The 24,173-nt window shown below is 67.0% G+C and carries 9 protein-coding genes and 1 pseudogene; 7 read left to right on the forward strand and 3 right to left on the reverse strand.

The window, feature by feature from the left end:
* Positions 1 to 18: 18 nt before the first annotated feature.
* Genes E0493_RS11190 through E0493_RS11205 form a run of 4 tightly spaced genes read left to right on the forward strand, consistent with a single transcriptional unit; the run spans position 19 to position 15,650 of the window.
* Positions 19 to 1,089, forward strand: a complete 1,071-nt coding sequence (locus tag E0493_RS11190) for a restriction endonuclease-related protein (protein ID WP_160937030.1) — start codon at positions 19 to 21, stop codon at positions 1,087 to 1,089.
* Positions 1,086 to 4,475 carry a hypothetical protein gene (locus tag E0493_RS11195; protein WP_160937031.1) on the forward strand — a complete coding sequence of 1,130 codons (3,390 nt, stop codon included), beginning with the start codon at positions 1,086 to 1,088 and terminating at the stop codon, positions 4,473 to 4,475. Before E0493_RS11190 ends, E0493_RS11195 begins: the two co-directional genes overlap by 4 nt.
* Positions 4,468 to 13,992: an RNaseH domain-containing protein gene (locus tag E0493_RS11200; protein ID WP_160937032.1), complete on the forward strand. Its 9,525-nt coding sequence runs from the start codon at positions 4,468 to 4,470 to the stop codon at positions 13,990 to 13,992. Before E0493_RS11195 ends, E0493_RS11200 begins: the two co-directional genes overlap by 8 nt.
* Entirely contained in the window at positions 13,992 to 15,650 is a 1,659-nt protein-coding gene (locus E0493_RS11205) for an AAA family ATPase (protein WP_160937033.1), read from the forward strand. The genes E0493_RS11200 and E0493_RS11205 overlap by 1 nt, the downstream gene beginning before the upstream one ends.
* A 226-nt stretch (positions 15,651 to 15,876) precedes the next feature.
* On the opposite strand, the pseudogene E0493_RS23350 reads toward E0493_RS11205, so the two are convergent.
* Together E0493_RS23350 and E0493_RS11215 are read right to left on the reverse strand one after the other, a co-directional pair.
* Positions 15,877 to 16,396 (reverse strand): annotated as a pseudogene (locus E0493_RS23350) (transposase); the annotation flags it as partial.
* A gap of 215 nt (positions 16,397 to 16,611) precedes the next feature.
* Positions 16,612 to 17,961: a tyrosine-type recombinase/integrase gene (locus tag E0493_RS11215; RefSeq protein WP_160937035.1), complete on the reverse strand. Its 1,350-nt coding sequence runs from the start codon at positions 17,959 to 17,961 to the stop codon at positions 16,612 to 16,614.
* A gap of 305 nt (positions 17,962 to 18,266) precedes the next feature.
* On the opposite strand from E0493_RS11215, the gene E0493_RS11220 reads away from it, so the two are divergent.
* The 3 genes from E0493_RS11220 (at position 18,267) to E0493_RS11230 (ending at position 22,599) form a co-directional block, all read left to right on the forward strand.
* A complete protein-coding gene (locus tag E0493_RS11220) occupies positions 18,267 to 19,979 on the forward strand; it encodes a site-specific integrase (protein WP_160937036.1) in 1,713 nt (570 codons plus the stop codon).
* Positions 19,980 to 20,404: 425 nt separating this feature from the next.
* A complete protein-coding gene (locus E0493_RS11225) occupies positions 20,405 to 21,802 on the forward strand; it encodes a hypothetical protein (RefSeq protein ID WP_160937037.1) in 1,398 nt (465 codons plus the stop codon).
* On the forward strand, positions 21,799 to 22,599 hold the full coding sequence (locus E0493_RS11230; protein ID WP_160937038.1) for a hypothetical protein: 801 nt from the start codon (positions 21,799 to 21,801) through the stop codon (positions 22,597 to 22,599). The genes E0493_RS11225 and E0493_RS11230 overlap by 4 nt, the downstream gene beginning before the upstream one ends.
* Before the next feature lie 73 nt (positions 22,600 to 22,672).
* On the opposite strand, the gene E0493_RS11235 is transcribed toward E0493_RS11230, so the two are convergent.
* On the reverse strand, positions 22,673 to 24,058 hold the full coding sequence (locus tag E0493_RS11235) for a restriction endonuclease subunit S (protein WP_235913723.1): 1,386 nt from the start codon (positions 24,056 to 24,058) through the stop codon (positions 22,673 to 22,675).
* Positions 24,059 to 24,173: the final 115 nt, after the last annotated feature.

The following is a 24,173-nucleotide window of genomic DNA, read 5'->3' on the forward strand; positions in this document are numbered from 1 at the left end:
TCCCTGATTGCGCTCGCCATGCTGGCCCGAGGCCTCCTGGAGGCCCATCAGGCCGCCAGCGAAGCCGGCTCGGTGCTGCACCAGGATTCCTCCATGCCACAGATGCTGCGGCGGGGGCTGGCGCTGCTCTCCCGCATCAGCGTCGAAGAAGGCGCGCCCGACCTGGGTGCCTCGCTGCACGTGATGAACGAGCTGGCCACCCGCCCGATGGCGGGCTGGGGCCTGCAGGCCTTCCGCGCTCCCTTTAAATACGCCGACGTCGTTCTGGTGGATGGGGAGGCCGGCGTGGCGACGGAGGACTGCCGGGAGCTCGCCCGGGAGGCTTCCGGTGGCGAGATTGCCGCCGCTGAGACCATCTACCACGAGCGCCTTCGGGAGGCCGTCGCCAAGCGCCCGCGCAACCAGCGTGACGCCGCCTATGAAGCGCTGCGGAGCTTCGTCGTGCGGAACCCCGCCATTCCCCAGGACGAGCTGATTCGCTTCATCGCGCGCGGCGGCCACACGGCATCTTTGCAGGTGGTGCAAGCCTTCTACCGTCCGGTCCCGCAGACCGCGCTGTTCGGCACCCGGGCGCATCGCTGCGCGCACTGCCACTCCCTTCTCTGGCCGGACCGCGACAAGACCTCTTACCCGGATGGCCGCTGCCGCATCCGCCAGTGCCGTCTTGCCCATCCGACCTCGGAGCTCGGGGCGGTCATCGAGGACCCCTCCTCCTGGCGCATCGCCACTCCGGCCGTCACGGCCTACTGGGTCGGGCCTGGCCTCGATGAGGTGAACATCTGTGACGCGCTGCTGGCCTCCGGACGCAAGGCGGTGCTCTACCCGCAGCAGGATGCCGCAGATGTCGGCGTGGATGGCCTGGATATCGGCATCGACGTGAAGACCTATGCGAGCCCCGTCACCCTGGGCAACAAGCTGACCCGCGACACCGGCCGGCTCGGCATGTTCGCCCGCCGCTTCCTGGCGGTGCCGGATGACAAGCTGCGCAACAACCGGGACTACCTGCGGCAGCTGCGGGAATCCTACCGGGGGAAGCTCGGCATCGAGTTCGTCACGGTGTCCCAGGTCATCGAAGAGCTCTCCGCATGAGGGTACAGCCGGAGGGCTACACCAACTCACTGCGCATCCACTGGCTCTGCGCGGCGCTCCACCACCTCCTCGGCAAGCATGACCTGGAAGGCGTCCCAGCCCTGATGGCGGGTTTCGGGTCCGTGCTGGACCACCCCGCCATGGGCAACTTCGCGACCGCCGCCCATTCCCTGCGCCTTTATGGCCTCTCGGTCGGCTCCGACCTCAACCTCCGCCAGGCCGTGCTGGATGCCCTGGCCTGGGAGGAGGAGCGTGAGGACGACGACGACTACCGCGAGCCTCCCTTTCGCATCGACGCCGGCCACCGCCACTTCGCTTTCCACCTGCGTGAGGGCACCGAGGCCAGGGTGGCGGAGATGGTGCGGCAGTTGTTGGCGCAGCCGCCCCACCAGCCGCAGACCCTGCAACTCGCCGACACCACCCGGCCGATGCGGGTGGCCTCCGACGGTTCGGAGAATGCCGAGCACATCTCCATCGACCTGAGCTCGGTCCCGAATCTTCCCCTGCCGCCCAGGCATGATGTCAGCCGGCCGGCGGTCGGCCCCATCACCGTGAGCTTCGAGGAGCTGGTCGCCACCGCCGCGCAGATGGATGCCCGGGACCAGGCCGTGCCCGGCCGTCCGCCTGGCAATTGGGTCAGCCGGCTGCAGGAAGCCACCGGTGAGCAGAAGTTCGACATCCTGGCTCCTGAACGGGCAGCCGGCCTGCTCCGGCCCACCCGGACCATCGAGCTGGCGGGCCTGAAGCATCTCATCGGGCTGCCCGGCACCGGCAAGTCGACCCTCATCATCATCCTGCTGGTGCTCCTCAACAGCCGGGGGCTCCGGGTCGTGGTGCTGCTTCCCTCCATAGAGGCCAGCATCAACCTGCTGGGCGACCTGCAGCACTACGGATGCGATGTCGGCCTGCTGGTCGGCCAGTCACCACAGACCCGCCTCAATCACGCCCACAAGCTGGCGGAGCGACTGGGCGCCGATGAAGCGCGTGGCCTGGGGCGCAGCATGCCGGGTGCCGAGCTGCTCGGGCTGAACTGCGCCCTGGGGGGCTTCGATGAAGACCCGGAAGGCACGGAATCCTTCCCGCACCTGATGCCGCCCTGCATCACGGTGGAACAGCACAAGGTGGACAGCCGTGGCCGGCCGGGCAAGCGGCCGATGCCGCATCTCTGTCCGCTCGGCAGCGTCTGTGGCCGGCTGAAGGCACCCCGTGAGCTGACCGTGCACCGCATCTGGCTCGGCCATGTGCTGTCGATGGACACCAATATCGGCGCGCACTTCTCGACCGAGAAGATGCGCTACTTCGAGGCCATCGCCATGGCCTCGGACCTGGTCATCGTCGACGAGGCCGACGGCGCCCAGAAGGCGCTGGACAACAAGGCCATCTCGGCCCTCGACCTGACGGGCAGCGAAGCCAGCCTCGACCACCTGCTGCACCGGGACCTCTTCGTTCCCATGGCGGCCGGCCAGAATTCCAGCACCGCCACCAATGTGCAGAGCTACCGGGCCATCGCCGCCGATTTCGGCAAGCTGAACCATGCCCTGGTGGTCCATCTGCAGCGGGCTTTCCGGCGCAATGGCACCGAAGGGGTCCTGGCCCGCTTCAAGGAGACCTTCGTCACCAGCAACACGGTGGTGAACGAGCTCTTTGGCCACCCGGAAGTCTTCCGCATGGAGCCGGAGGACCGTCTCTTCGAGGACCGCCGCATCGCAGCCGTCCGGGCCTTCTGGGACAGTTGCGTGCAGACGGCCCTGTTCCGGCGCACCGAGCGCGGCGGTGACATCGAGTTCAACCCGGAGCGCATCGCGGCCGACCTTGGGGTGGACCAGGACCGCCTGGAGCGCACCGGGACAGACCTGCAGGAGGTCCTGCGCGACTGGCTGTCCGAGCCCTCGCCGGTGCTGCGGGACGCGCTGCTCGACAGGGCCCGCGACATCACCTTCGGTCTCGCCGTGCCCATCCGGGATTTCGGCCCGGAGGAGCGCTCGGAGATGTTCCGCTTCCTGGCGGAAGTCACCGCGCTCATCTTCCAGTTCCTGCGCCTCGTGCCGGCCCAGCAGGCCATGGTTTCCGAGGGTGTGCACCGGGAGACCCTGTTCCGGGACGGCATCTCCGAGGACCTCGGCCGCCTGGTGCCGGAGGCGCTCATCGGGCGGCTGTCCGGCATCCGCTACTTCAACGAGGAGCGCAACGGCAAGCGGGCCATCCGGGTCCAGTACGTGACCTTCCGGGGAACGCCGCGCGCCCTGCTCTACCGGCTCCATGAGTTGCTGCGCCACGAGGGGCATGACCGGGGGCCAGCCGTGCTGCTGGCTTCCGCCACCTCATTCCTCGAGGAGAGTCCCTCCTACCATGTGCCGGTCGGCCCCGATATCGTGCTGCGGCGGCCGGGGTCCGACACCGGGTGGCGGGGCAGCCGCTACCAGTTCGACCCCATCCAGGACCCCGAGGCTCCGGGTCAGCGGCTCCGCTTCTCCGGCGCGCCGCTGAACAAGCGGGCCAAGATTCTGCGCGCCATGGTCGACCACTATTTCGACATGGACGACCCCCTGGTGCTCAGGATGAACCGGGATTTCGACCCCGGTCGCCGCGTCGCCTTCGTGGTGAACTCCTATGAACAGGTGCGCCAGTTCAAGGAGCACCTCCGCCGCAGCTATCCGGCGCTCGCCGAGAAGGTCATTGGCGTTATCGACGTGCCACCTCCGGGGCAGGCGGGCGACTGGGTCACCACCGCCCAGGTGGAGCGCCTTGGCAGCCGGGGTGACTGGGTCGCCATGGTGTTTCCCATGCGCTCCCTGGCGCGTGGGGTGAACATCGTCTTCGAGGACGGCCCCCGCCGGCGGGACGCCATCCTGGGCACCATGGTCTTCCTGACACGGCCGCATCCAGCCACCGAGAGCCTGGACCTCGCCACCGGCATCGTCGGCGCCGGAACCCTGAAGTTCGAGCGACAGCAGTTCCCGCCCCACTGGTCCACCGATGACCTGGCCATGAGCTGGGGTATGGCCCGCCGCGACCTCACGAGCCAGGTCAGGAGGCTTCTCCGCTTCCCCCTGATATCCTCCAAACTGGGCGCGCTGGCCGAGCCCTTCACGGCGGACATCATGGTGGACGTGCTGCAGGCCATCGGGCGCGCCATGCGCAATGGCTGCAAGGCCCGGGTCATCTTCGCCGACGCCGCGTGGGCGCCCCGCTCCGCCGCCGGCCAAGCAGACAACTCGGAAAGCAGCATGCTGGTGATGATGCGCGACATCCTGCGCCAGCGGGTACACACCCCGGACCCGGTCGAAAGCGAGATTTACCGGGCCCTGTATCAACCATTCCTTGCTCCCCTGGAAAGCTGCCACGGGGTGCGGTTCTCTGACGAGATGGCTGACGTGGATGAGTGAAACGGTCGAGACGACGAGCTTCTGGCGCCAGGCCAGCCTCAAGCGGGACGAGCGTGAAATCCATGCCTTGGCCCTGCTGACACCGGAAGCGGCCCCCGAGGCTCTTGCCCGTGCCCAGCTGGTCTGGCAGCCCCGCGCCCAGGCGCTGTTCCGGGAAATTGCCAACCAGGGCAGCCAGTCGAAGACCGATGAGGGGAGGACCATCCCCTACGCCTCCCTTCGGGCAGCCCTGCTGGCCTCCATCCCCGAGGCCAGCCTGGTGGAATACGACCTGGGCGGCCCCTGGTCGGGGAAGCAGTCGGAGAACCCGAGGCCCTTCGCCGAGGCGGACTGCACGCTTCGCAGCCTGCTGGGCCGTGCACGGGATGCCGCCTCGCTCTGGTGCGACATGGTGTTGCGCGACTGGGCCAGCCGAACCGGCGTCTCCGAGGACCTGGTTGACCAGCTGTCCCGCTGCCTCGGGAGCGATGAGGGACTGAAGGCGGTGGATGGCCAGACCAAGCTGGAGGCCGTTTTCGCCGAGCCTGGGTTCACCGAGCCCAAGAAGACCGCCCTGCTGCAGATGATTGGCCGCCGGCTGGAGGGCCAGGAGCTCTTCGAGGGCATGGGCCCCGTCTTCCGGGTGGTGCGCAGCAAATCCTCCAGCCGGAAAATCGAGTTCGAGACCTGGCCCCGGACCGGCAATGGCGCCCTCTACTCGATGGTGGCCAAGCTTTCCCTGGAAACCCAGCCCTGGATTGAGCGTCCCATCCTGGTCATCGAGGCGTCTCGTCGGCGCTGGTGCCAGGAACTGCCGGCCGCCAAGGATTTGTGGAGCCAGAAGCGGCTCAAGCTGCACGTCCTGTCGAAGAACAAGTCGCCCTTGGCGGTCGAGGTCGATTGCCCGGTCCGCAAGGGGGTCCCGGAACTCCCCAGCAAGCCGGAATTCTTCGCCCAGGCCATCCAGGTCGGTGCCGACCTCGCGGTCGAGCTGCCGCAGATGATTGCCCGGGGCGCGGCTGCCAACGGCGTCTTCATCGGCATTCCGTTCCAGACGGCCTTTGGCACCCACCCCGTCCAGGCCGGCGCCTCCTCCACGGACAGCCTGAACCTCTACGAGGTCATCCTGGACGAATTGCAAGGTCTGGGCTTCTCGCCCCTGCCGGTTCGCCAGGTCGGCAGCCGCCGGACCACGCGCGAAGAGTTCCATGCCGCCATCGATTTCTCGATGGTGGTCAGCGATATGGCGCAGGGACTGGGCTACAACGAACTCAGCGAAGCGGCCTTGCTGGACATCCGCTCGCGCCTCACCCGGCAGGAGGTGAAGGCGGAGGAGCTGGATGAGGACTCGCTGACCGGCTCCATCCAGAAGATGGAGAAGTTGCAGCGGGCCAATGTGGCCCGCATCGCCCGCGCGCACCGGAACCGGCCGCCCACTCTGCTCATTGTCTCCCGGACGGAACGGGAGCGCAGCACCCTCCGTGCCCTGGCCAAGGTCATTTTCCCCCAGATGAAGGTGGAGACCATGGCGCTGCCCGAGGGTGTCCATGGACCCCGGGACGTCCTGGACGGCGCGGCGCAGAAGACCCAGACCCGTTTCGACCTTCGGGTGAAGGCCTGGGAACCGGTCATGCGCCGGGTTGGCGAGCTGCAGAACTGCCATGTGCTGGTCCAGGCCCCTGAGTGGTTCGAAAACCGCAAGGATGACCGGGTCAACAAGGCCGCCGGCCGCTACGCGCTGGCCTCCGCTGGTGGCAATGTCCAGTACCTGCGTCCGCCCGAGCGCAGCCGCAACAGCATGGCGAACTACCTGCATCGCCTGCAGGCGGCCCTGAATGACTTGCTACTCGGCCACTCCGGCAATGTCGCCATGGTGGACGAGGCCATGGCGAAGTGTTTCCCGGACCCGACCAACCGGCCGAAATGCGTCCTAGGACTCTCCGTCATCGCCCAGTCGAACCTGCGCAGCGGCGCGGGCAAGGGCGGCAAGGTTTGCCTGGCCACCAAAATCGACGTGGAAACAGGCGAGGCCAGTGGCCGCCTCGGATACTTCGACAAGACGCTGCGCTGGACGCCGCAATGGCTCCCCTTCTCGGACCTGCTTCTAGAGGTGGCGCGGCTGAACACGCCCACCCTGGGCAGCAAGCGCGCCGAGGAGCAGGAGGCCTTCCAGCAGTTCGTGCGGGTGATGATTGATGAGGCCATCGCCGCCGGCCAGAAGCCGCTCATCCTGGTGAACTCCACGAGTGCCAGCGGCCTCTGGAGATGGCTGACGGACAAGGAGTCCACCAACAAGGAGGTCAGCCTCGACCGGGAGACCTTCGAGGCTGACAAGCGCTGGCCGCGGGTGCGCTTCATCAGAATCCGCAGCGGCATCGCTGGCCGGGTTATCCTGCGCTCGCCACTGGTGATGCATGAACTCGATGCAGACAATGGCGAGCCGACCGGACAGGAAATCTCTCGCCCGACGACGACGATGTCCCAGGGAGCCTACCAGGTCGGGGCAGGTCCGCACTTCTGGTGCAGCCACAGCTACTTCCAGATGAGCAAGCAGCGCGGGCTGTCCGTCTATCGCGGGATGGACAGCACGGTGACGGTGCGGTCTGCCTCGAAGGACTGGCCATCCTGGGCCAAGAAGAGCGATGGCACCCTCTATCGGCGCATGCATGTCCCCCCCCTGGTGGACATGCACTACCGCCTGCCCTCCTCCATCGAAGCGAGCGTGCTGCTGTCGCAGCCCCGCGACTCTCTCGACGACATCATCACGCTGGTGGAGAGCCTCCGGCATGGTCACGGGCACAGTACCGCCTGGACGATGTTGCCGGCCCCGCTCTCATTCGAGGCGAAAGTCCGGGACTATATCACCCGGTTCGCCATCGATGAAATTGACGAGGATGATGGCGACGACGACGGGGGTGATGACGAAACGCCTCCCCCTGGCGGCGGCAATGACGTTGACGACAAGATTCAAGAAGAGCTGGCGGAGTTGGCCGCTGCGCTCTCAGGAGAGCCGATGTCTTCCGAGGAAACCGTCCAGAACAACATGCCGTCCCCGACCGAGGCACTGGCGGAGGGCCAAGCCGGCACTGGACCGGTTTCCGCGCCGGAGCGTCTGACCCTGGAATGGGTGAAGGCCCGGATGAATGTGCCTCCACGCACGGTTCGCCTGCTGCACAAGCAGGCCGATATCATCCGCCGCACGGCACCGGAACTCGGCTGGCCGGAACCCAGTGCCGCTTTTCCTTCGCATGATGAGATGGCGGTGATTCTTCTGCGCTGCTTCCATCTCCCCGCACAGGCCACGGGTTCCATCCTGGTCGCTGCCGAGAAGCAGAAGGTGGATTGGAAACCCTTCCATTCCATGTGGAGGAAGTTGCAGGCTGAGGCCGCGAAAGGCATTCCCCCCAAGTCTGCCGCGAACCACATCAACGTGTGCCGGGCTTTCCTGAAGATGGACCTGCCTGGAAAGGCCGAGGACGTCATCTTCCTGTATGGAGGATTCTACACTTACGACGAGCACATGGGGAAATACCTTCGCAGCGAGGAAAAGCTGGCTCACCTGGTTCCCTACTGCGAAGCGCGTCGTCGGCACGAGGTCATCCTGCCCAAGGACCCTGCGCTCCTCGACACCTCCGCTGGCGACGCCAAGAAGCAGGCTGCCCCTGTCGTCGCCGCTGCCCCGCTCGAGAGTGAGGCGCAGAATGATGTGGATGGCGGCGGCACAATGACATCGGAGCAGGAGACACTTGCGGTGACGGATGTCGCCTCGCAGACCGTTCCGCCTGCCTTGCAATCCGCTGGCGCCGCGCTGAACCCGCGCCTCGCGGCTGTGGCGGAATGGTTCGATGCCCTGGCGGGAATGGGCAAGCTGGACGTTCCGGGAGAGCCCTCCGAGGCGTTCCTGCAGGAACTCGAGGAGCGCCTGGTCCGGGCCAGGTCCGCCCTGGCGGCCTTCGAGGCCAACAAGCCCAAGCTGGTCGACATCGCGCCACAGCTGATGCGGCTGCGTAGCGCCATCGCCTCCCTGGCGGAGATGATGGCCGGCCAGATGCCCGAGCTTCCCTCCTTTCCGCATGAAGGCAATGTCCTCGAAGCGGCCCTCGAAGCCATCGATGCGGTGATTTCCGCCTTCGAGTGCGAGGTCAGCCGCACCCTGCCGCTGCTGCAGGAGGTCGCCGAGCTCCACGCCGCACTCAGCCAGATTAACCCGCTGGACCCGGGCTACATGGCGCAGGTGACGCGCATTCACGGCAAGGTCGCGGAGGCTCAGGCCAGCAGCGCGGCGGCGGTGGCGGCCCTGACGGCGGTGCATGAGACCCTCTACCAGGCCATGGCCGAGGCGGAGGAGACTTCCAGGCCGCTGACGCCTCCCCCTGCCCCGGCCGCGCCCTATCCCGCCGAGGTGATGGCGGGCCCCGTCGCTGAGGCGCCCGTACCGCTGGATGTCCTTGCCACCGCAGGGTCGGTCCAGGCCCAGGTCTCGACCTCTTCGGCAGCGCTGCCTCCGGCTGGGGAAGCCCTGAGCCAGAAGGGGGAGGCTCGGTCGCCTGACACGCCGGACCAGGACAGCGCCCCGGCGGCGGAAGCAGGCCTTTCTGCCGCACCGCCTTTACTGGCTCCTGCCTCGACAACCGCCGAAGTCTCTGCGGAGCCGATTCCGCTGACGTCCAGCCCGGCCGCTTCCGAGGCGCCGGCGGAGCCCGCACCTACGGAGGCCGACCTCCAGGAGGAGCATGCCTCCGACGAAGACACGACCAGCGTAACGGAGGAGGACGAGCGCCTCCTGGGCCAGCTGCGTTCCCACACGGCCGAAGCGCGGGCGGAAAGTCAGGCCACTGCTGCTCAGACTCCGGTCCAGGAGGAGTCCGAGCGCAGCCTCTGGGCCTCCATCCTGGACGATGACGGCGAGGCCAAGGAACTGCGGGAGCGCATCCACGGGCTCTTCCTCAAGGGCGAATACGCGCTCGCCTGGCACCTGCTGAACGCCGCCAAGGAAATCTACGAGACCGGCGTCACGCCGCTGACCTCGGAGGAGCTCTCGCTGGCCGCTAAATCCGGTCACGTCAGCCCCAGCCTTATCCAGTCCAACCAGGCCATGACGGATGAGCTCGCCGAGGCGCTTTCGGCGGCTCAGCGCCTGGACGTGGAAGACCCCCTGACCGAGGCCCGCGCCTTGGTGCTGTTCGCCTCCTGCCTGGAGCCCGCCTTCTTCCGCCAGGACCGCCTCGCCATTGATGTCCTGCAGGCGGTGCAGCCGTCCCTGCCGGCGAGCCTTGGCGCCGTCCTGCACCCCATGCGGGTGGCCACCGAGACGGTGGCGGATGCCGGACTGATGCTGAACCCGGCGGTGCTGCAGGCCGTCCTGGGCGAGGAGCAGGCCAAGGCCGCCATCGAGGAGCGCCGCAAGGCCATCCAGGACAAGCTGGTCACCGTCCAGAATCTCGACTTCCCGCACAGTTCCGGGAACCGGATGCGCATCAGGCTCTGCCAGTCCGATGAGCCCGTGGGAGCGCTGGTCAACGCCATGGCGGGCGGCCTGCAGGATGCCCTTGCGGCGGCCCGCGCCTGTGCGGCTTGCTTCCGGGACCGCGATGTGACGCTCAAGGAGCTCGCCCGGCTCACGGAGAGCCTGGCCTTCCGCGATTCCATCGACGGGGCGAGCCGGGAACGCCTGGTCCGGAACCTGCTGGAACTCGGCGAACTGTGCTCCGCCTTCCTCTCCGCTTATGAGGCCTCCGGCGTCACCAAGGGCCAGTATCAACGCCAGGTGGTCCAGCAGGCGCGGGACTCCGCCCTGACCTCAGCCGACAGCAGCCTGGGCGTTATCCAGGAGATGCTGCAGGCCGAGCCCGCTGAAGGCGCGCTGGATATGTCCGGCAGCCTGCTGATGCTGGAAGATGCCCTGAAGCGCATCAGCGGCTTGTTCCGGGGCGAGGTCTATCGGCGCGGCGCACTGGATGCCGCCGTGGCCCTGCATGGCCGGCTGGCCTGGGTGCCGGAGCTGGATTTCGGACGTTCCTGGCTGCCCCAGCCCTATCATGCCGACACCCTTATCCGGGCCATCGCGGGCGTTCACGCCGAGCCACTCCCGCCGGCCGGCCCGGAGCGGGACAGCTTCTTCTCCGAGGTTCTCCGCGAACGGCTGGAGGCCGGGTCCTTTGTCGGCGCGCGGATGCTGCTGGACGTGGCGCCCTATTTCAGCATCGCCGAAAGTGTCGTCTCGGAAGGCAAGGACGCCTATGAAGCCGACCGGCCGACCCGCTTCGCCCATCTGCGGGCCCACATCCAGCAGGTCCGCCGGGAGGTCCAGCGCGTCCAGCGTCTCGGCCTGGAGAACCTGAAGTCCGGGGAAATGGACGGCCTGCTGGCCCAGGTGGCCGATATCGAGGCCGCCACCATCCCGGTGCCCTGCGACCTGTCGGAACGCACATTCGAGAAGGTGGAATGCGGCCGCGTCCAGGACTTCAACACCGCCGAGGAGTCCCTGGCGGAAGTGGAATCCAAGGTGCGGGCGGCCCTCGCGGGACCGCGTGCCCGCTACCGTGAGCGGATCAACAATCTGCAGGGCATCTCCACCGAGGTGCGTGCCTCGCTGGAATCCCTGCTGCAGCGGGATGAACTCGTTGCCGTCCAGGACCGCCTGGAGTTGGCCGAGCAGAACATCCCCTTCTCCCCGGAGAGCAACGACCCGCATCGCCGTTGGTCGGAGTTCTATCCGCACATCCCCCAGTTCCTCGCCAACCTCCCCTCCAAGGAGACCGAGGCGCTGCCGGAACGCATCGCGGCCGGCGTGGATGTCGGGCTGGGTCGGGCACGGCTGGCCTTCTCCCGCATCCCGGCGGCCCGGCGGGACAGCGCACGGGAAACCTTCGATATCTGGCGCAAGCTCCGGCAGTCCCTGCAAAAGGGCAAGCAGCCCGAAGAGGTCCGGGGCTTCACGGAGCAGCTGCTCACCAGGCTGGGCTTCGTGGTCGACAAGCTCAGTCAGGACAGCATCCGCACCGAGCAGCATCGCCGGCGCTATGCCTTCGACAGCTGCCTGGATTTCGTGCGCGACGCCCAGTCGATGCTGTTGCCGGAATTCGGCAGCGTCACGGAAGGGCACTACAAGCTCTGGATGCTCCCCGCTTCCCTGGAGGATGGCGAGCTGACCAAGCTGGCGTCTGCCGCCGGAAGCCGCGCGACCATTGTCATCGCGACGGAGGTTCTGTCACCGGAGCGCCGCCAGGCCATGGCGGTGGGCTCCATGGCGACACCGGGTGGCCGCCGCCTGCTGGTCATCGACGAGGCCATCCTGCTCTACGCGCTCACCGAGGCCGAGCCACGTCCGCTGACCCTGCTGGAATGCGCCCAGCCCTTCTCCCACACCAAGCCCTTCGCGGACTACGGCCTCTACGCCACTGTGCCGCCGGAAATGTTCTTCGGGCGGGAGCGCGAGTACCAGCGCATTTTCGACACTTCGGGGAGCTGCGTGGTCTTCGGCGGCCGCCGCCTGGGCAAGACCGCGCTCCTGAAGCACATCGTTGGCCGCGAACACCAGCCGGAGAACGGCGTGGTGGTGACCTACCTGCCGGCCGACAACATCGGCCAGGGCCGCCCGGACCGGACCGACAAAATCTGGGAACTGGCCTCCAAGGAGATGCCGGACGTCTTCGGTCCGGGTCAGTTCGTGAAGACTGCCGAGGATTTCGCCCGCACCGTGAAGGCTTGGCTGGGCCAGGACCATGCGCGCCGGGTTCTGCTGTTGCTGGACGAAGCCGACAAGTTCGTCTGGGAGGAGGCCAGCGGCGCCGGCGACTTCAAGCAGTTCCGCGGCCTGCAGCGGCTCATGGATGACACCAGCCGGCGCTTCAAGTTCGTCCTGGCGGGTCTCAACAACGTCACCCGCCTCGTGCAGGCGCAGATGCAAATCGTCAACTCGCCCATCCCGCAGGTGGCGAGCGACCCGCAGCGCATCGGCCCGCTCCTGGGTCGTGACGCGCGGGACGCCGAGCAGCTCATCGTCAAGCCGATGGCCTCTATGGGGCTCCGCTTCGAAAACCAGGAAGACATCTGGGCGGTGCTCAGCAACATCAACTACTACCCGGTCCTGGCGCAAACCTTCTGCCAGAACCTATTGGACGATATCGCCCGCGATGCCGCGCGGTCGCAGAAGCATGATTGGGTCATCTCCAGCCGGACGGTGCGCCGGGTGCTGGAAAGCGAGAGCGTCGGCAAGAGCATCCAGGAGAAGTTCGAGCTGACCATCAAGCTCGACCCCCGGTATGAGCTCATCACCTATGTCATCGCCATCCATGAGCTGCAAAGCCGCGAGGAAGGCAGCGTGACGGAGGGCCTGACGCTGGCGGAGGTCCAGAATCTCGCCATGAGCTACTGGCCGAAGGGCCGGGCCCTGGTGAACCGCCTGCAGACCGTGGAAGCCCTGCTGGATGAGATGGAGGGCCTCGGCGTGGTCCGCCGTGTCAGGCGCGACCGCTATGCCCTGCGCTCGGCTTCCGTGCTGGCGCTTCTGGGCAGCTACGAGCGCATCCAGCAGATGCTCGAGGAGCTCAGCCGCACCGAGCCTTCCAGGCCCTTCGACCCGCGTGCTCTCCGCCGCCCCCTGGCGGCCCAGATGAGCGTCGAGAACCAGCAGCCTTCGCCGCTCACCTATGGCCAGGAGAAGGATATCTTGGTCGGTGAGAGCCCGGTGGTGGCCATTTTCGGCCTGCCGGTTTCCGACCTGGATGCAGTTCCGGCCGCGCTCAGCCAAGCCGCCCAGCAGGTCGCCCAGGAGGGGCGCAAGGCCTCTGTCATCATGCGGCATCCGAAGAACCTGCAGGACTTCCAGACCATGCTGAAGTCGGTTGCGCCCCGCAAGGACGATGCCGACCTGGTGTTGGTCATCAGCGCGACGACGCCGTGGAACCGCCAGTGGGCGGATGAGGCGCTGCGGAACCGCTCTGTGCGGGACAAGCGGATGCGGGTGGTCTTCGTGGGCTCCTTCCAGCACGCGCTGACCTGGTCCCGGAATGGCGTCACGACCATGAACAAGGTGCGCGTCGAGCCGCTGCTGCCCTGGAGCACCACGGCCATCGATGACCTGGCCGGACGCTTGAGCCTGAACTACGACGACCTGATGCCGCTGCTCACGAATGAGCTCGGCAGCTATTCCAAGGCCATCCGCAAGGCGATGCGCCCCGATAACAAGAAGAGCCTGCAGATGTCGGTGGTGACGCGCAGCGCCTCGGCGACCCGGGCCGAACTTGCCAGCCCTGAGGAGTTCGGGGTGTCCGGGGAGATTCAGTCGTTCTTCAACGCTGCCTTCTCCTTCACAGAGGAGAATGGGTACGAGATTACCCCCTATGAGATTCAGGAGCTGGTGGCCAGTACGCCGGGCCTGGGTGTCGACGCGAAGGCCCTCGCCCAAGCCAGCATCCTGACCTCCATCCTGGAGCCCATGTCCTCCAAGGATGGCGTTGAGGATGAGTATCGCAGCTACAGGTTCAACCCGCTCTTCCGGGCGGCGATGGCGCATGCGGTGGTGGAACCGGCCTGATGTCGGAAATGGTGCGACCTGAAGAGCTCGACGGTCCCGCCGGGTTCTTCGAAACCGTTGTGCAGCGGCTGTTCGACGACGGACTGGTGTGCATGCCCATCCCCCGTGAGCCGCCGGAGTGGCTGCTGCCGGGGCTACGGCAGGAGCTCGAGCGAGCCGCCAGCCTGCGGACCTATCTGCTCGATATGGAGGAGCTTTCCTCCTACCGCAGCCCCGCCCATACCTTGGCCTCCCAGGTCATGTCCGTGGCGACCGGCATTCGCTCGGTGCCGGCCTTCGTGGCCGATGACGAGCTCGCCGAAGCGGCCTTCATCCTGCATGGCTTCAGCCTGGAGAACTGGCAGGGCTGGACGACCTTCCTGCGGGCCTTCCGCCATGAATGGACCCGCCGTGGCCAGGCGGCGCAACCCCTGATTGTGGTCTGCCCGCCGTTGGGACGGCCGTTGCAGGAACTCCTGGCATTGGTCGGCGCGAAGGGTCAGGTGTTGCCCTGGCGCGGCCAGGTGCAGCGCATCGACACCGAAAATGCCGCCTTCCAGCTCTTCGGCCGGCCGAGGCCCGACGACGTCGCGCTGACGGTTTCGGTCGCCACCGCCGTGGAGCTGGCCGGCTGGGACTTCCGCATGCTGGAGGTTCTGGCGCGCCTTGCACCGGCGGACCGCCTTTTCCCCCTTGATGCGCTCACCAGCATCGCTGCGGGAATGCCCGATACGAGCCTGACAGTCCCCTGCTGGGAGAACAGCATGGTGGATGGCTGGGATGGTGGCCCCTATGAGCACTCGCTGTCGTTGCTGAAGCGCGGCAACGAGCGGGAGGTGCGCAGCCGCATCTGGCGCGCCCAGGTGCGCACTCTCTTTCCATTCCTGGAGCGCGTCCGGCAGCAGGTCATCACCTGCCATCACGACTTCCTGGCCGACCGTCTGGCGCGGAAGCCCATCACCCGGGAATTCCATAGCGGTCAATCAAAGACCTACGACAAGCCGGAAATGCTCGAGCCCAACGACCTCTGGTATGTCCTGCAGCACCATATTCCGCCGACCGAGGCGGACTTCCTGGAGTTGTGCAAGCGCATCCGCACTTTCTTAGCGCACATGTCCGTGGTGCCGCCCGACTTCATCACGACGGCCTCGGATTGGTGGCTGGGGGAATCCCACCGCTTCGGGGAGGCCTGTCCGGGCTGGACCTGGCCGCGCACCGGCCAGACGCTGACCTTGCTCGTGGGCCCGAGCGGGGCTGGGAAAAGCCACTATGCCGCGCGCACCTACCGGTCAGAGGAGATTCTCTCCTCGGATAGCATACGTGTTGAACTCGGCATGCCCCTGGCCAATGAGGGCGACCAGCGCCCGGTCTTCGTGGAGCTGCGCAAGCGCCTGGTGGCCCGCATGGCGATCGGCGCCTCCGTGGTGGTGGATGCCACGCATCTCAAGCGGGAGGACCGCCTGGCCAATGTTCGCCTGGTTCCCGAGGACATGGATGTTAACTACGTGGTCATCGACCGGCCCATGCCAGAGAAGGAGGCGCAAGCCGGCTGGCGGCTGGAACGGCCGCGCCTCCTGGCAGACCATTCGGCTTTGTTCGAACGGGGTCTGATGGACATCCTGGATGGCGACCAAATGCCCCATGTCTCTGTGACTGATTTGCGCAGCGAGGTGGAATAAACTGTTGATTGCCACTGAGACCTGACCCGGTTTGGAGTGAAGTTGGAGTGAACCTCTGCGGCTGGACACCCTGGGTCAGCTCCCAGCGGCAATCAACATCCAGAAGCCTACATCGCCGCAGTGCTCGACCGCCTCGCCTGCGGCCATACCATTGGCGACCTCGACGAACTCCTGCTGGGAACTTCACGCCCACCGCGTCACCTGCGGGAACGGGCTGACGCTTACCATAGAGCCGCCGCAGCTTCTTGTGGTTCAACCTTGTACCCTCGCGTATCAGCAGGATTCCCAACCGCCGGTAGCCGAACCGACCACGCTCGGCCGCCAATTCCCGCAGCCTTGCCCGAACTGGCGCATCATCAGGACGCCGGGCTCGGTAGCGGATCGACGTCCGGTCGGTGCCGAGCAGCGAAGACGCCCGCCGCTGGCTGATCCCGTGCACCTCCTGGGCATGGGCCACCGCCGCCCGCCTGGATGCGGGCGTCAGAACTTTTTTGCGGCGAGGTCCTTCAGCATAGCGTTGTTCAGCATCGCCTCGGCCAGCAGCCGCTTCAACCTGCCGTTCTCGTCTTCAAGCCTCTTCAGCCGCTTGGCTTCCGACACACCGAGACCGCCGTACTTGGCCTTGCAGGCATAAAAGGTCGCCTCCGAGAACCCATGTTTGCGACAGAGATCCGCCGTCTTCAGCCCGGCCTCCTGCTCCCGCAGCACCTCGATGATCTGCTTTCCGTGAACCGGCCGCGCTTCATGTCCATCTCCAAACGGGTGACGGACTCTACCTCCCCTTGGTGGAAATCTCGGGGCTCAGGTCAATAGGTCGGTGGTCTGCTTTTTCCCCGCGAAAGGAGGCGTGCCGACGCAGACGTTCACGAGGGCGAGTGCACCAGCGCCATCCCCCATGACCCCTAAGACCCCTATGCATTCTTCGCGAACGGCCGTGAGTGGATCCTGGTAGATAGATGGCTCACGCTGCCTTCCTTCGCTTTCCATCTGAACGCTCGAGTTCTGCGCTGCGTACTTCTGCTATGCCCGCCGGCTGCAGGCACCATTTCCCCCAAGCCTCCATGAGCGGCCGGCGCTTCTCTAAAAGGTCCGACCGAGCATAGGCTGCTTCAACCTTATCCTTCACCGTATGCGCGAGCGCCCGCTCTATCACGTCGCGTCCTTCCTCCCTCGTCTCGCCTGCCCAGTCCCGGAAGGTGGAACGGAAGCCATGCGGCACGATGGCTCGGCCCTCATGATCGCGCCAGCGCGGTGGCCCCTCCGGGTTCTCTCCCTCAGCCGGCTCATTCATTCGCCGCAGCACTGCGGATACGGTCATGTCAGACAGCATCACGTTGTCGCCGCCCGAGAAGATCAAGTGGTCGGACCGGGGTCTCTCAGGTTGGACTGCCCGCAGCACCTCTATGGCAGCGGCAGAAAGCGGCACGCGATGAGTTCGGCGGGCCTTCATGCGGCCGGACGGAACCGTCCAAAGGCTGGCCTCCATGTCCACTTCCCGCCATGTCATGCCTCGGACCTCGCCAGTGCGAGCGGCCGTGAGGATGGCGAACCGAAGAGCGGCCGCTCCCATGCCATCCACGTTGGACAGCGCAGTCCAGAATGCGGGCATCTGCTGCCAGGATAGTGCGGGGCGGTGCTCCACCCGCTTCACACGGCGCGAAGGCGGAAGTTCTTCTGACAAAAGCCCTCGCCACCGCGCCGGGTTTTCGCCACTGCGCCAGCCTCGGACACGCGCCAGGTCCAGCACTGCCTCGATGCGCTGCCGCAGTCGGGACGCCGTTTCAGGGATCTTCGGCCAGATTGGACGCAGTACCCTCAGCACTGCGGGGACGTCCACCGCGGCAATTGGCATCTCCCCGAGCTGGGGGAAGGCGTGCTGTTCTAGGGTGGCTAGCCACTGGGCGGCATGCTTCGGGTTGCTCCACCCGTCCCGCTTGGCTGCCACTGTTGCCAGCGCCGCCTCCCGGAAGGTCGTCGCTTTGATTTCTGCCTCGGCTGCGGCACGAGCCTGTGCGGCTTTCTCTGCGCCCCGCGCCGCAAGAGGGTCGGTGTTACTCCGCAGCAGCTTGCGAGCCTCCTCAGCAGCAGCGCGCGCGTCCGCCAACCCAACGGCAGGATAGGTGCCTAGACCCATGTCCCGGCGCTTGCCGCCATAGCTGTAGCGGAGGACCCAAGCGCCCCCGCTGGTCTGGTTCGCCTTCACCAGAAGGTGGAGGCCACTGCCATCGCCTATTCGGACGGGCGCCTGCAGGGGGCTCTTACCCAGGGTTGCCAGCTTCGCCTTCAAGCCCGTGGCTGTGAGCTCACCCATGCCTGCCTCCGCATACTACCGGGAATCAAAGTTCAGAGCCTGTGGGAAGCAAGGAGGCTGCTCCTCCCGTTCCCACGACAGTTCCCACATTAAAGCGTAGATGTGGATAGACAAGGGTAGACAGAACTGGATGCCCGGAACAGATTAATTCAGCGTATTCAATGCATTGATGGAACATGGTGGACGCTTGTGGACGCGAGTAGGTTTAGGAATGGCAGACATCCCCTCCGCCATTTCCTGTCCACGGATTTCCTAGGCTTTCGGCGGTGTGACCGGGCGATTTGTACCCCGGATTGTAACCCGCCGTGCATGGCCGCCACCTGACCCGCAAGGGGTCTGCTTGGGTCTTCCAGATGCGGGTGCCTGCCCGCTTCAACTTTTCGTTGAAATCCTCGCCGATCCGAATCACGCTTGGAGCAATCCCGAAGCGTGCGGCGCAAGTCGCTGCTCGGGTCCTTGCGGTAACCGCAAGCATCCATTTCGAGCGCGAGAGGTTCCACGACATGGCCGAGGCTAGCATCAGGACACCGGATCCCCGGCCGACAGTCGCGTCCCTGCTTCGGGACGATTTCAAATCGATTCTCCCACTTCTGCGCGGACTGGACGACGCGGACCGGTGCCAGCCGTCTGAGGCGACACTTGCCCCCCGGATGGTCGCCGCCGGGCTGGATGGCCTGGCCGATCTCGTCGCGGACCGCACCACCGGCAGCGCGCTGGCGCGAAATCAGGGGGCGGCCCTGGAATCCTACTTCCGGAAGGTCATCACCGACGAGGGGACGGGCCGCGAGCATCTGGGCGAACCTCCCCTTCCGCCAAGGGAACCGACTGCGGACATCGCCAAGGTGCTCAGCGTCGTCACGGACATGCAGGCCAAGCAGGCGGCGATGGAGGCGAAGCTCGCCGCCGCGACCGCGGTGAAGCATGGTCCGCTGTTCAGCGCCGCGGCGGACGCCTATCACGAGAAGCTACGCCTGGCGCATGGCGATGGATATGACGAACTCAAATACGTGCGTCATCGCAAGGCCGTTTTCCTGAAATTGTGCGGGGACAAGCCGGTCAACCAATACACGCAGGACGACATCCAGAACTTCGTCAATGACGTCCGCCACCTTCCGCCCAACATTTCCAAGAACCCCGATTACCGAATTGAGGACGTCAGACGATACATTGCCGAGGCCAAGGCGCGGGGGGCCAAGGGACTGAGCGAGAGCACGTTGGTCAACAACTACCTCGGCAAGGTCAAAACCATCCTGCGCGATGGCTGCGCCAGCGCGGGCATTCCCTTCACCTTGGAGGGCATGCGGATCGTCATACCCAAGGGCGTCCCCAAGGCGCGCCACCGGCTGGCGCCCGACTACGCCGCGCTGAACCGCGTCTTCCGTGCCGGTGTTGAAAGCGGAATGCTTGCCGAGGCGCTGTTGCCGCTGCTGGGCTTCCTGACCGGCCGCCGGTTGGGGCTGCTCACCTTCCTGCGCCGGGAGGACATCCAGCGGTACCATGGCTGCTGGGTCGTTCCGCCGCGCGACAGCGTATGGAACGGCGAGCGGTGGGTGACGGTGCCGTTCAAGACCGACGAGTCCCTGACCTACTTCGTGCTGCATGACGTGCTGGCCGAAACAGGCTTCATCGACTGGGCGCGGCGGGGTTCGGGCTTCATGTTCGAGAGCCTGCACGAGGCGAAGGACCCGGCCGACACCGCCTCGAAGCGGATGGCGCGCCTGTTCCGGACCGCCGGTCTGGACCCCAGGCTGTTCACCATGTTCCACGGGCTGCGGCATGCGAAGATTGCCCTGGACCGGGAATTGAAGATTGATCCGCGCGCCATCCGGCTCCAGGTCGGGCACGAACTCGGCGGCGTTCATGACAACTACGGCGACCACGGCATGAACCGCAGCGAACTCGCCGCCGTCGCCCGGGCTGAGTTGCCGCCGGAGATCGACCTGAGTGTGTTCCGCGGCCTCGACTTCGAGGCGCTGGCCGCCGTCCGGCCGAGGCGAGGTCGGCCGCGAAGGGAGTGACCAATCCCGCCGATCAGAGTTGCCCCTTGTTCGGCCCGCCGGAGGCGTGGCTGAACGAATCGGGACGCCCCTCGTCCCGACGCCACCGGCCCGGCCGTCGCGCGCAGCGCGGGTCAAGGTTGGCGAAGCCACCGCGGAGCGGCGCGCCGCAGGCGCGACCTTGACGCGGGTGAGCACGGCGGCAGGGTGACGGCGAGGGAAAGCGGATCGCGGGGGTCTCGGGGGGCGGCGCCAGCCCCCCGGGCAGGTCCAGGGCGGCGCCCTGGCGGGGAGGCCGTCCGGCCGGGGCAGCGCCCCGAGAGGACCCGACGGCTATGGAGCGCAGGGCGAAGCCCGGAGCGGAATAGCGGTAGTCGGTCACTACGCGAAGCGGCTGCCCCTTTGCCTTCTTGTGGCTTGCATCCTTCCGCCGAACAGATCGCAACATGGAGGCGCTGGGATTTCAGTTCGTGCACATCGAGGGCTACGCGCGGAAGGCGGACGCGCGGGGCCGGTCGGTTGATTTCGTTCTCGCGGAAGCGGAGCGGCGCCCGGATTCCTGCGCCCATGTCGCCGCGCCCGCGCCGCCGGAACTGGTCTTCGGCCTTCCGCTGACGGATCTGCGCGCGCTCCACGACGCGCGGGCCGAGGCCGCCCGGGCCACCATCGCTGGTGGGAAGACGCGGCGCATCCGGCAAGACCAACTCACCCTGCTCACCGTGGTCGCCTCGCACCCCGCCACGGTCGCCGAGATGCAGCGGAATCCTGCCCTGGCCGGGGAGGTCGCCGCCTGGGAGGCGCAGGTCGTCGCGTGGCTGCGGGAGCAATGGGGCGACGATCTCGCCACTGTCGTCCGTCATGTCGATGAAGCTCACGCGCATCTTCATGCCTACGTCCTGCCCTCGGACGTCGAAATGCGGGCGCGGCGCCTGCATCCGGGCGTGGCGGCCAAGGAAAATGCCAAGGCCGCCACGACCGCCGGAGGCGCCGACGCCAAGGCGGCGAACGCAGCCGGGGACGTTGCTTATCGCGCGGCCATGCGCGCCATGCAGGACGGATTCTGGCGCACGGTCGGGATTCCTTGCGGCCTCGCGCGGTTGGGACCGGCACGACGTCGGCTGACGCGGGCCGCCTGGCACGCGGAGAAGGCCGCGGTCGGCGCCGCGGCCGAAGCCCTGCGGGTCGCCGACACCGCACGCGCCGAAGCGGACGCCGCCCGGCAGGACGCCGCCCGCGTGACCGGCGCGGCCGAGGAAAAGCAGGCCGCCGCCATGTCCTTGCAGGTGCGCGCGGAAGAAGCAGCCGCCCGTGCCGGGGAGGCGATCAGGACCGCCCGGGAGCGCGCCGCCAAAGCACAGGCGGCGGCAGACGCCGCGCAGGCGGAGCGCGCCGAGGCGGAGCGCCAGGCGCGGGCCATGGCGGCGCGGGGGCGGCGCCTGCTGCGCCAGGCGCAGGGTGAGGCCGGACGAGTCCTTGGCGCCGCGCGGGCCGAGGCCGACCGCATCCGGCGTGGGGCGCGCGGCCTCGGAGCCTGGCTGGGGGCGCTCTGGCATGGCGTGCTGGGGATGGCTCCGGGGGCGGTCGCGCGGCAGGCGGCGGACGCGGCCCGCGCCGAGGAGCGCAGGCTCGCCATCGGCCGCATCGCAGCGGCGGACGCCGAGGCCGACCGGCTGCGCGACCGGCTCCGCACGACCGAAGAAAAACTTGCCGCCACCTCCGGGGCCGCCGCCGCGCTCGGCGCCGAGCGCAACCGGCTCGCGCGCGAAGTTTCCCGCCTGCGTCCGGCGGCGGTGCCGGAGGCGGCGGCCGTCCCGGACGCGCCGTCCTCAAGGAGGAAACCATGATCATCTTCGACCTGCTGGGGCTCGCCCCCGGCGACGATGCGGATTTGCCGCCGCCCGATGCGCCCGACCGGGTGTTGGTCCGGTGGCTTGAAGCGCGGCTCGGGCGGCCCCCGGCGTGGTTCGAGGTGCTGGAACTGCGGTCCCTGTTGCGGGCGCTGGCGCGGCGCCGGACTTGGTGGGCATGGTGGCGCCGCCTCCGCCCGCTCCGGCTTCCTGCCCGGGAGGATCTGGTCGCCGATTTCCTTGCCTCGGTGGAGGGGAAACTCCTTCTCCGCGCGCTCGGCGGCAGCATGGCGGCGCTGGTCGCGCAACTGCGCCTGCCGAATCCGTTCGGCGGCTACGACGGCCGCCATCCGACCGCCTCGCGCCCGACCTGGCTGGAACGGCTCCACGATCGCGTCGCCGGGGGCGGCGCCGTGCCGTTGTGGGCGCAGGCGGAGGCCGCGACCGCCTACACGACCTGGAAGGTGACCGGCGTGCCGGTGCTGGCGCCGGGCTTCATGCCCGAGATGGTAGAATTCCTTGCGCCAGCCCATGCCGCCGCGCTCAACGTGCTGTCGCCTGGGGCGGCCATGGACTTCGCCGCGCGGCTGCGGGCGGCGCGGCGCAGCGAGGCCGGGCGCCGCGCTGCCCTTGGGGAACTGGCGCGCATCGGGACGGAGGCCATGGAACTCTGGCCCGACGTCGCCCGGCGTTCGGCAACGCCGCCGCTCGGGCTATGGCCGCCAGCCGGACCGGAGGACGGCGCCGCGCCGCCGGTTGCTGCCCCGGCGCCGCCGGGCGGCTCTTCGCTATGATGGGCGGCGGCAACCGGCGCAGGCTGGTCGTCCTTGCGCGCCGGTCCGGCGGTGGTCACAGCGGCGCGGCGGATCAGGCCGCCCGGCGCCGTTGTCGGCCCCTTGGACCGGCGGGCGCCTCCGCCTCCTGTCGCAGGCGGGCGAGGGTTTCCTCGGCCGGTTCGTCGGCAGCGTCCTGGGGGACGAGGTCGCCACGGAAGGCGACATCAAGGATTTGCCGCTCCAATCGACTGAGCAGGTCGTGGCTCGCCCGGGCCTGACGTTCCATTTCGTCAGTAACCTTCAGGCGCTCCTCGACCAAATTCACGAGGCGGGCTTGCTCCGCCTCCGGAGGGATAGGAAGCGCGAAACTGGCAAGCTCGGTCATGCTGACGTTGTATTGTCCCGCTGAACTCGCCGCCTTCGCGAAGACCTGGTCACGAATCATGGGCGAATGCCAGACAAGCGCGATCCAGCGCCACAGCGTGTCATTTCCAACCAGCCGGAAGCGAATGAGATAGGATGCAAAATAGACGTCGCGTTCCAGGGATTGCCGCACGACTGCACCTCGTCCTACGAGGTCCGGGCTGCCATTCGTGCGAACGACAAGCAGGTCTCCCGGCGCAACGGCTTCGCCCGGAACCAAGCCCAGGTCTCCTGTGGCAAATTTCAGGTCGGATAAGTCGATTGCCCCCCGTGCGACGTTGGGGATCCGCAGAACAGGAGAGCCGCTGCCTGCGGGGTCGCACTTCTCGGATGTGCCATAGGAAGCAGCCCAAGCAAGCTGATCCAGGCTGGCCAGAGTCCACCCGGCTGGCAAAGAGTCGGCGTAGTGCTCGACCGGCTTAACGGGCGAGGGAAACCGATCCTTCCAGTTGTCTTTCAGGCGGCGCCCCTTGGCGGCAGCACGGGCAAGCTCACTTTGTTCCCAAAGCTGGCGCCTCTCACTCGCCAGCCGGTCCATGAACACGCCGCTTTCTTCGGCGGACATCCCGCTTCCGCTTCGGTCAGAAGCCAGTTCGCCTGATATTGCTGCGGCGACAAGGGCGTTGCGGAACCGCTCGGCAAGGACAAGGGTGCGGTCGAGGTCCTTCCGGGCGTCCCGGATGGCGCCGAACAGCGCCTCGATGCGGGCGACGATCCGGCGCTGCTCGGCCAGCGGAGGAAGAGAAACTCTTACCGCGCCGATGTCGGCCAATCCTAAGCCAGAGCGGGTAGCCCCTCGATCCAATAGTCCAAGCTGCGCCTGGGCGGCTGGCGCGGTCAGGAACCATGCTAGGTAGGGAGCGAAATCTCGGTTGGCCGGTCGTGCAAGCGCTACGTGCTGATTGACGTATGCCTCCGGAACATCATCGGCGACGAGTCCGATGCGCCCGAGATCCGCTGTGATGGTTACGAGGATGTCGCCCGGCTGGACTTTCGTTCGAGTCCCTTCACTTCCCGGCGGCGGCTGAACATGTTGAATGTCTGCGAAATCCATGTCCACTCGGCCTCGCCTGATATTCTGGACCCGGATAAACGCAGCGCCCTCTTTGGCGTAGTGCTTTGCCCACCCGCGCGAACCACTGGTAATAAAAGAAAACAATTTGCTGGCG

This window comes from Teichococcus coralli (assembly GCF_009829925.1).
Classification (GTDB): domain Bacteria; phylum Pseudomonadota; class Alphaproteobacteria; order Acetobacterales; family Acetobacteraceae; genus Pseudoroseomonas; species Pseudoroseomonas coralli.

Excerpts from the sequence above, each read along its gene's own strand:
- E0493_RS11235 (WP_235913723.1), bottom strand. The coding sequence starts at position 24,058 with ATGGATTTCGCAGACATTCAACATGTTCAGCCGCCGCCGGGAAGTGAA.
- E0493_RS11225 (WP_160937037.1), top strand. The coding sequence starts at position 20,405 with ATGGAGGCGCTGGGATTTCAGTTCGTGCACATCGAGGGCTACGCGCGG.
- E0493_RS11230 (WP_160937038.1), top strand. The coding sequence starts at position 21,799 with ATGATCATCTTCGACCTGCTGGGGCTCGCCCCCGGCGACGATGCGGAT.
- E0493_RS11215 (WP_160937035.1), bottom strand. The coding sequence starts at position 17,961 with ATGGGTGAGCTCACAGCCACGGGCTTGAAGGCGAAGCTGGCAACCCTG.
- E0493_RS11200 (WP_160937032.1), top strand. The coding sequence starts at position 4,468 with ATGAGTGAAACGGTCGAGACGACGAGCTTCTGGCGCCAGGCCAGCCTC.
- E0493_RS11195 (WP_160937031.1), top strand. The coding sequence starts at position 1,086 with ATGAGGGTACAGCCGGAGGGCTACACCAACTCACTGCGCATCCACTGG.
- E0493_RS11190 (WP_160937030.1), top strand. The coding sequence starts at position 19 with ATGCTGGCCCGAGGCCTCCTGGAGGCCCATCAGGCCGCCAGCGAAGCC.
- E0493_RS11205 (WP_160937033.1), top strand. The coding sequence starts at position 13,992 with ATGTCGGAAATGGTGCGACCTGAAGAGCTCGACGGTCCCGCCGGGTTC.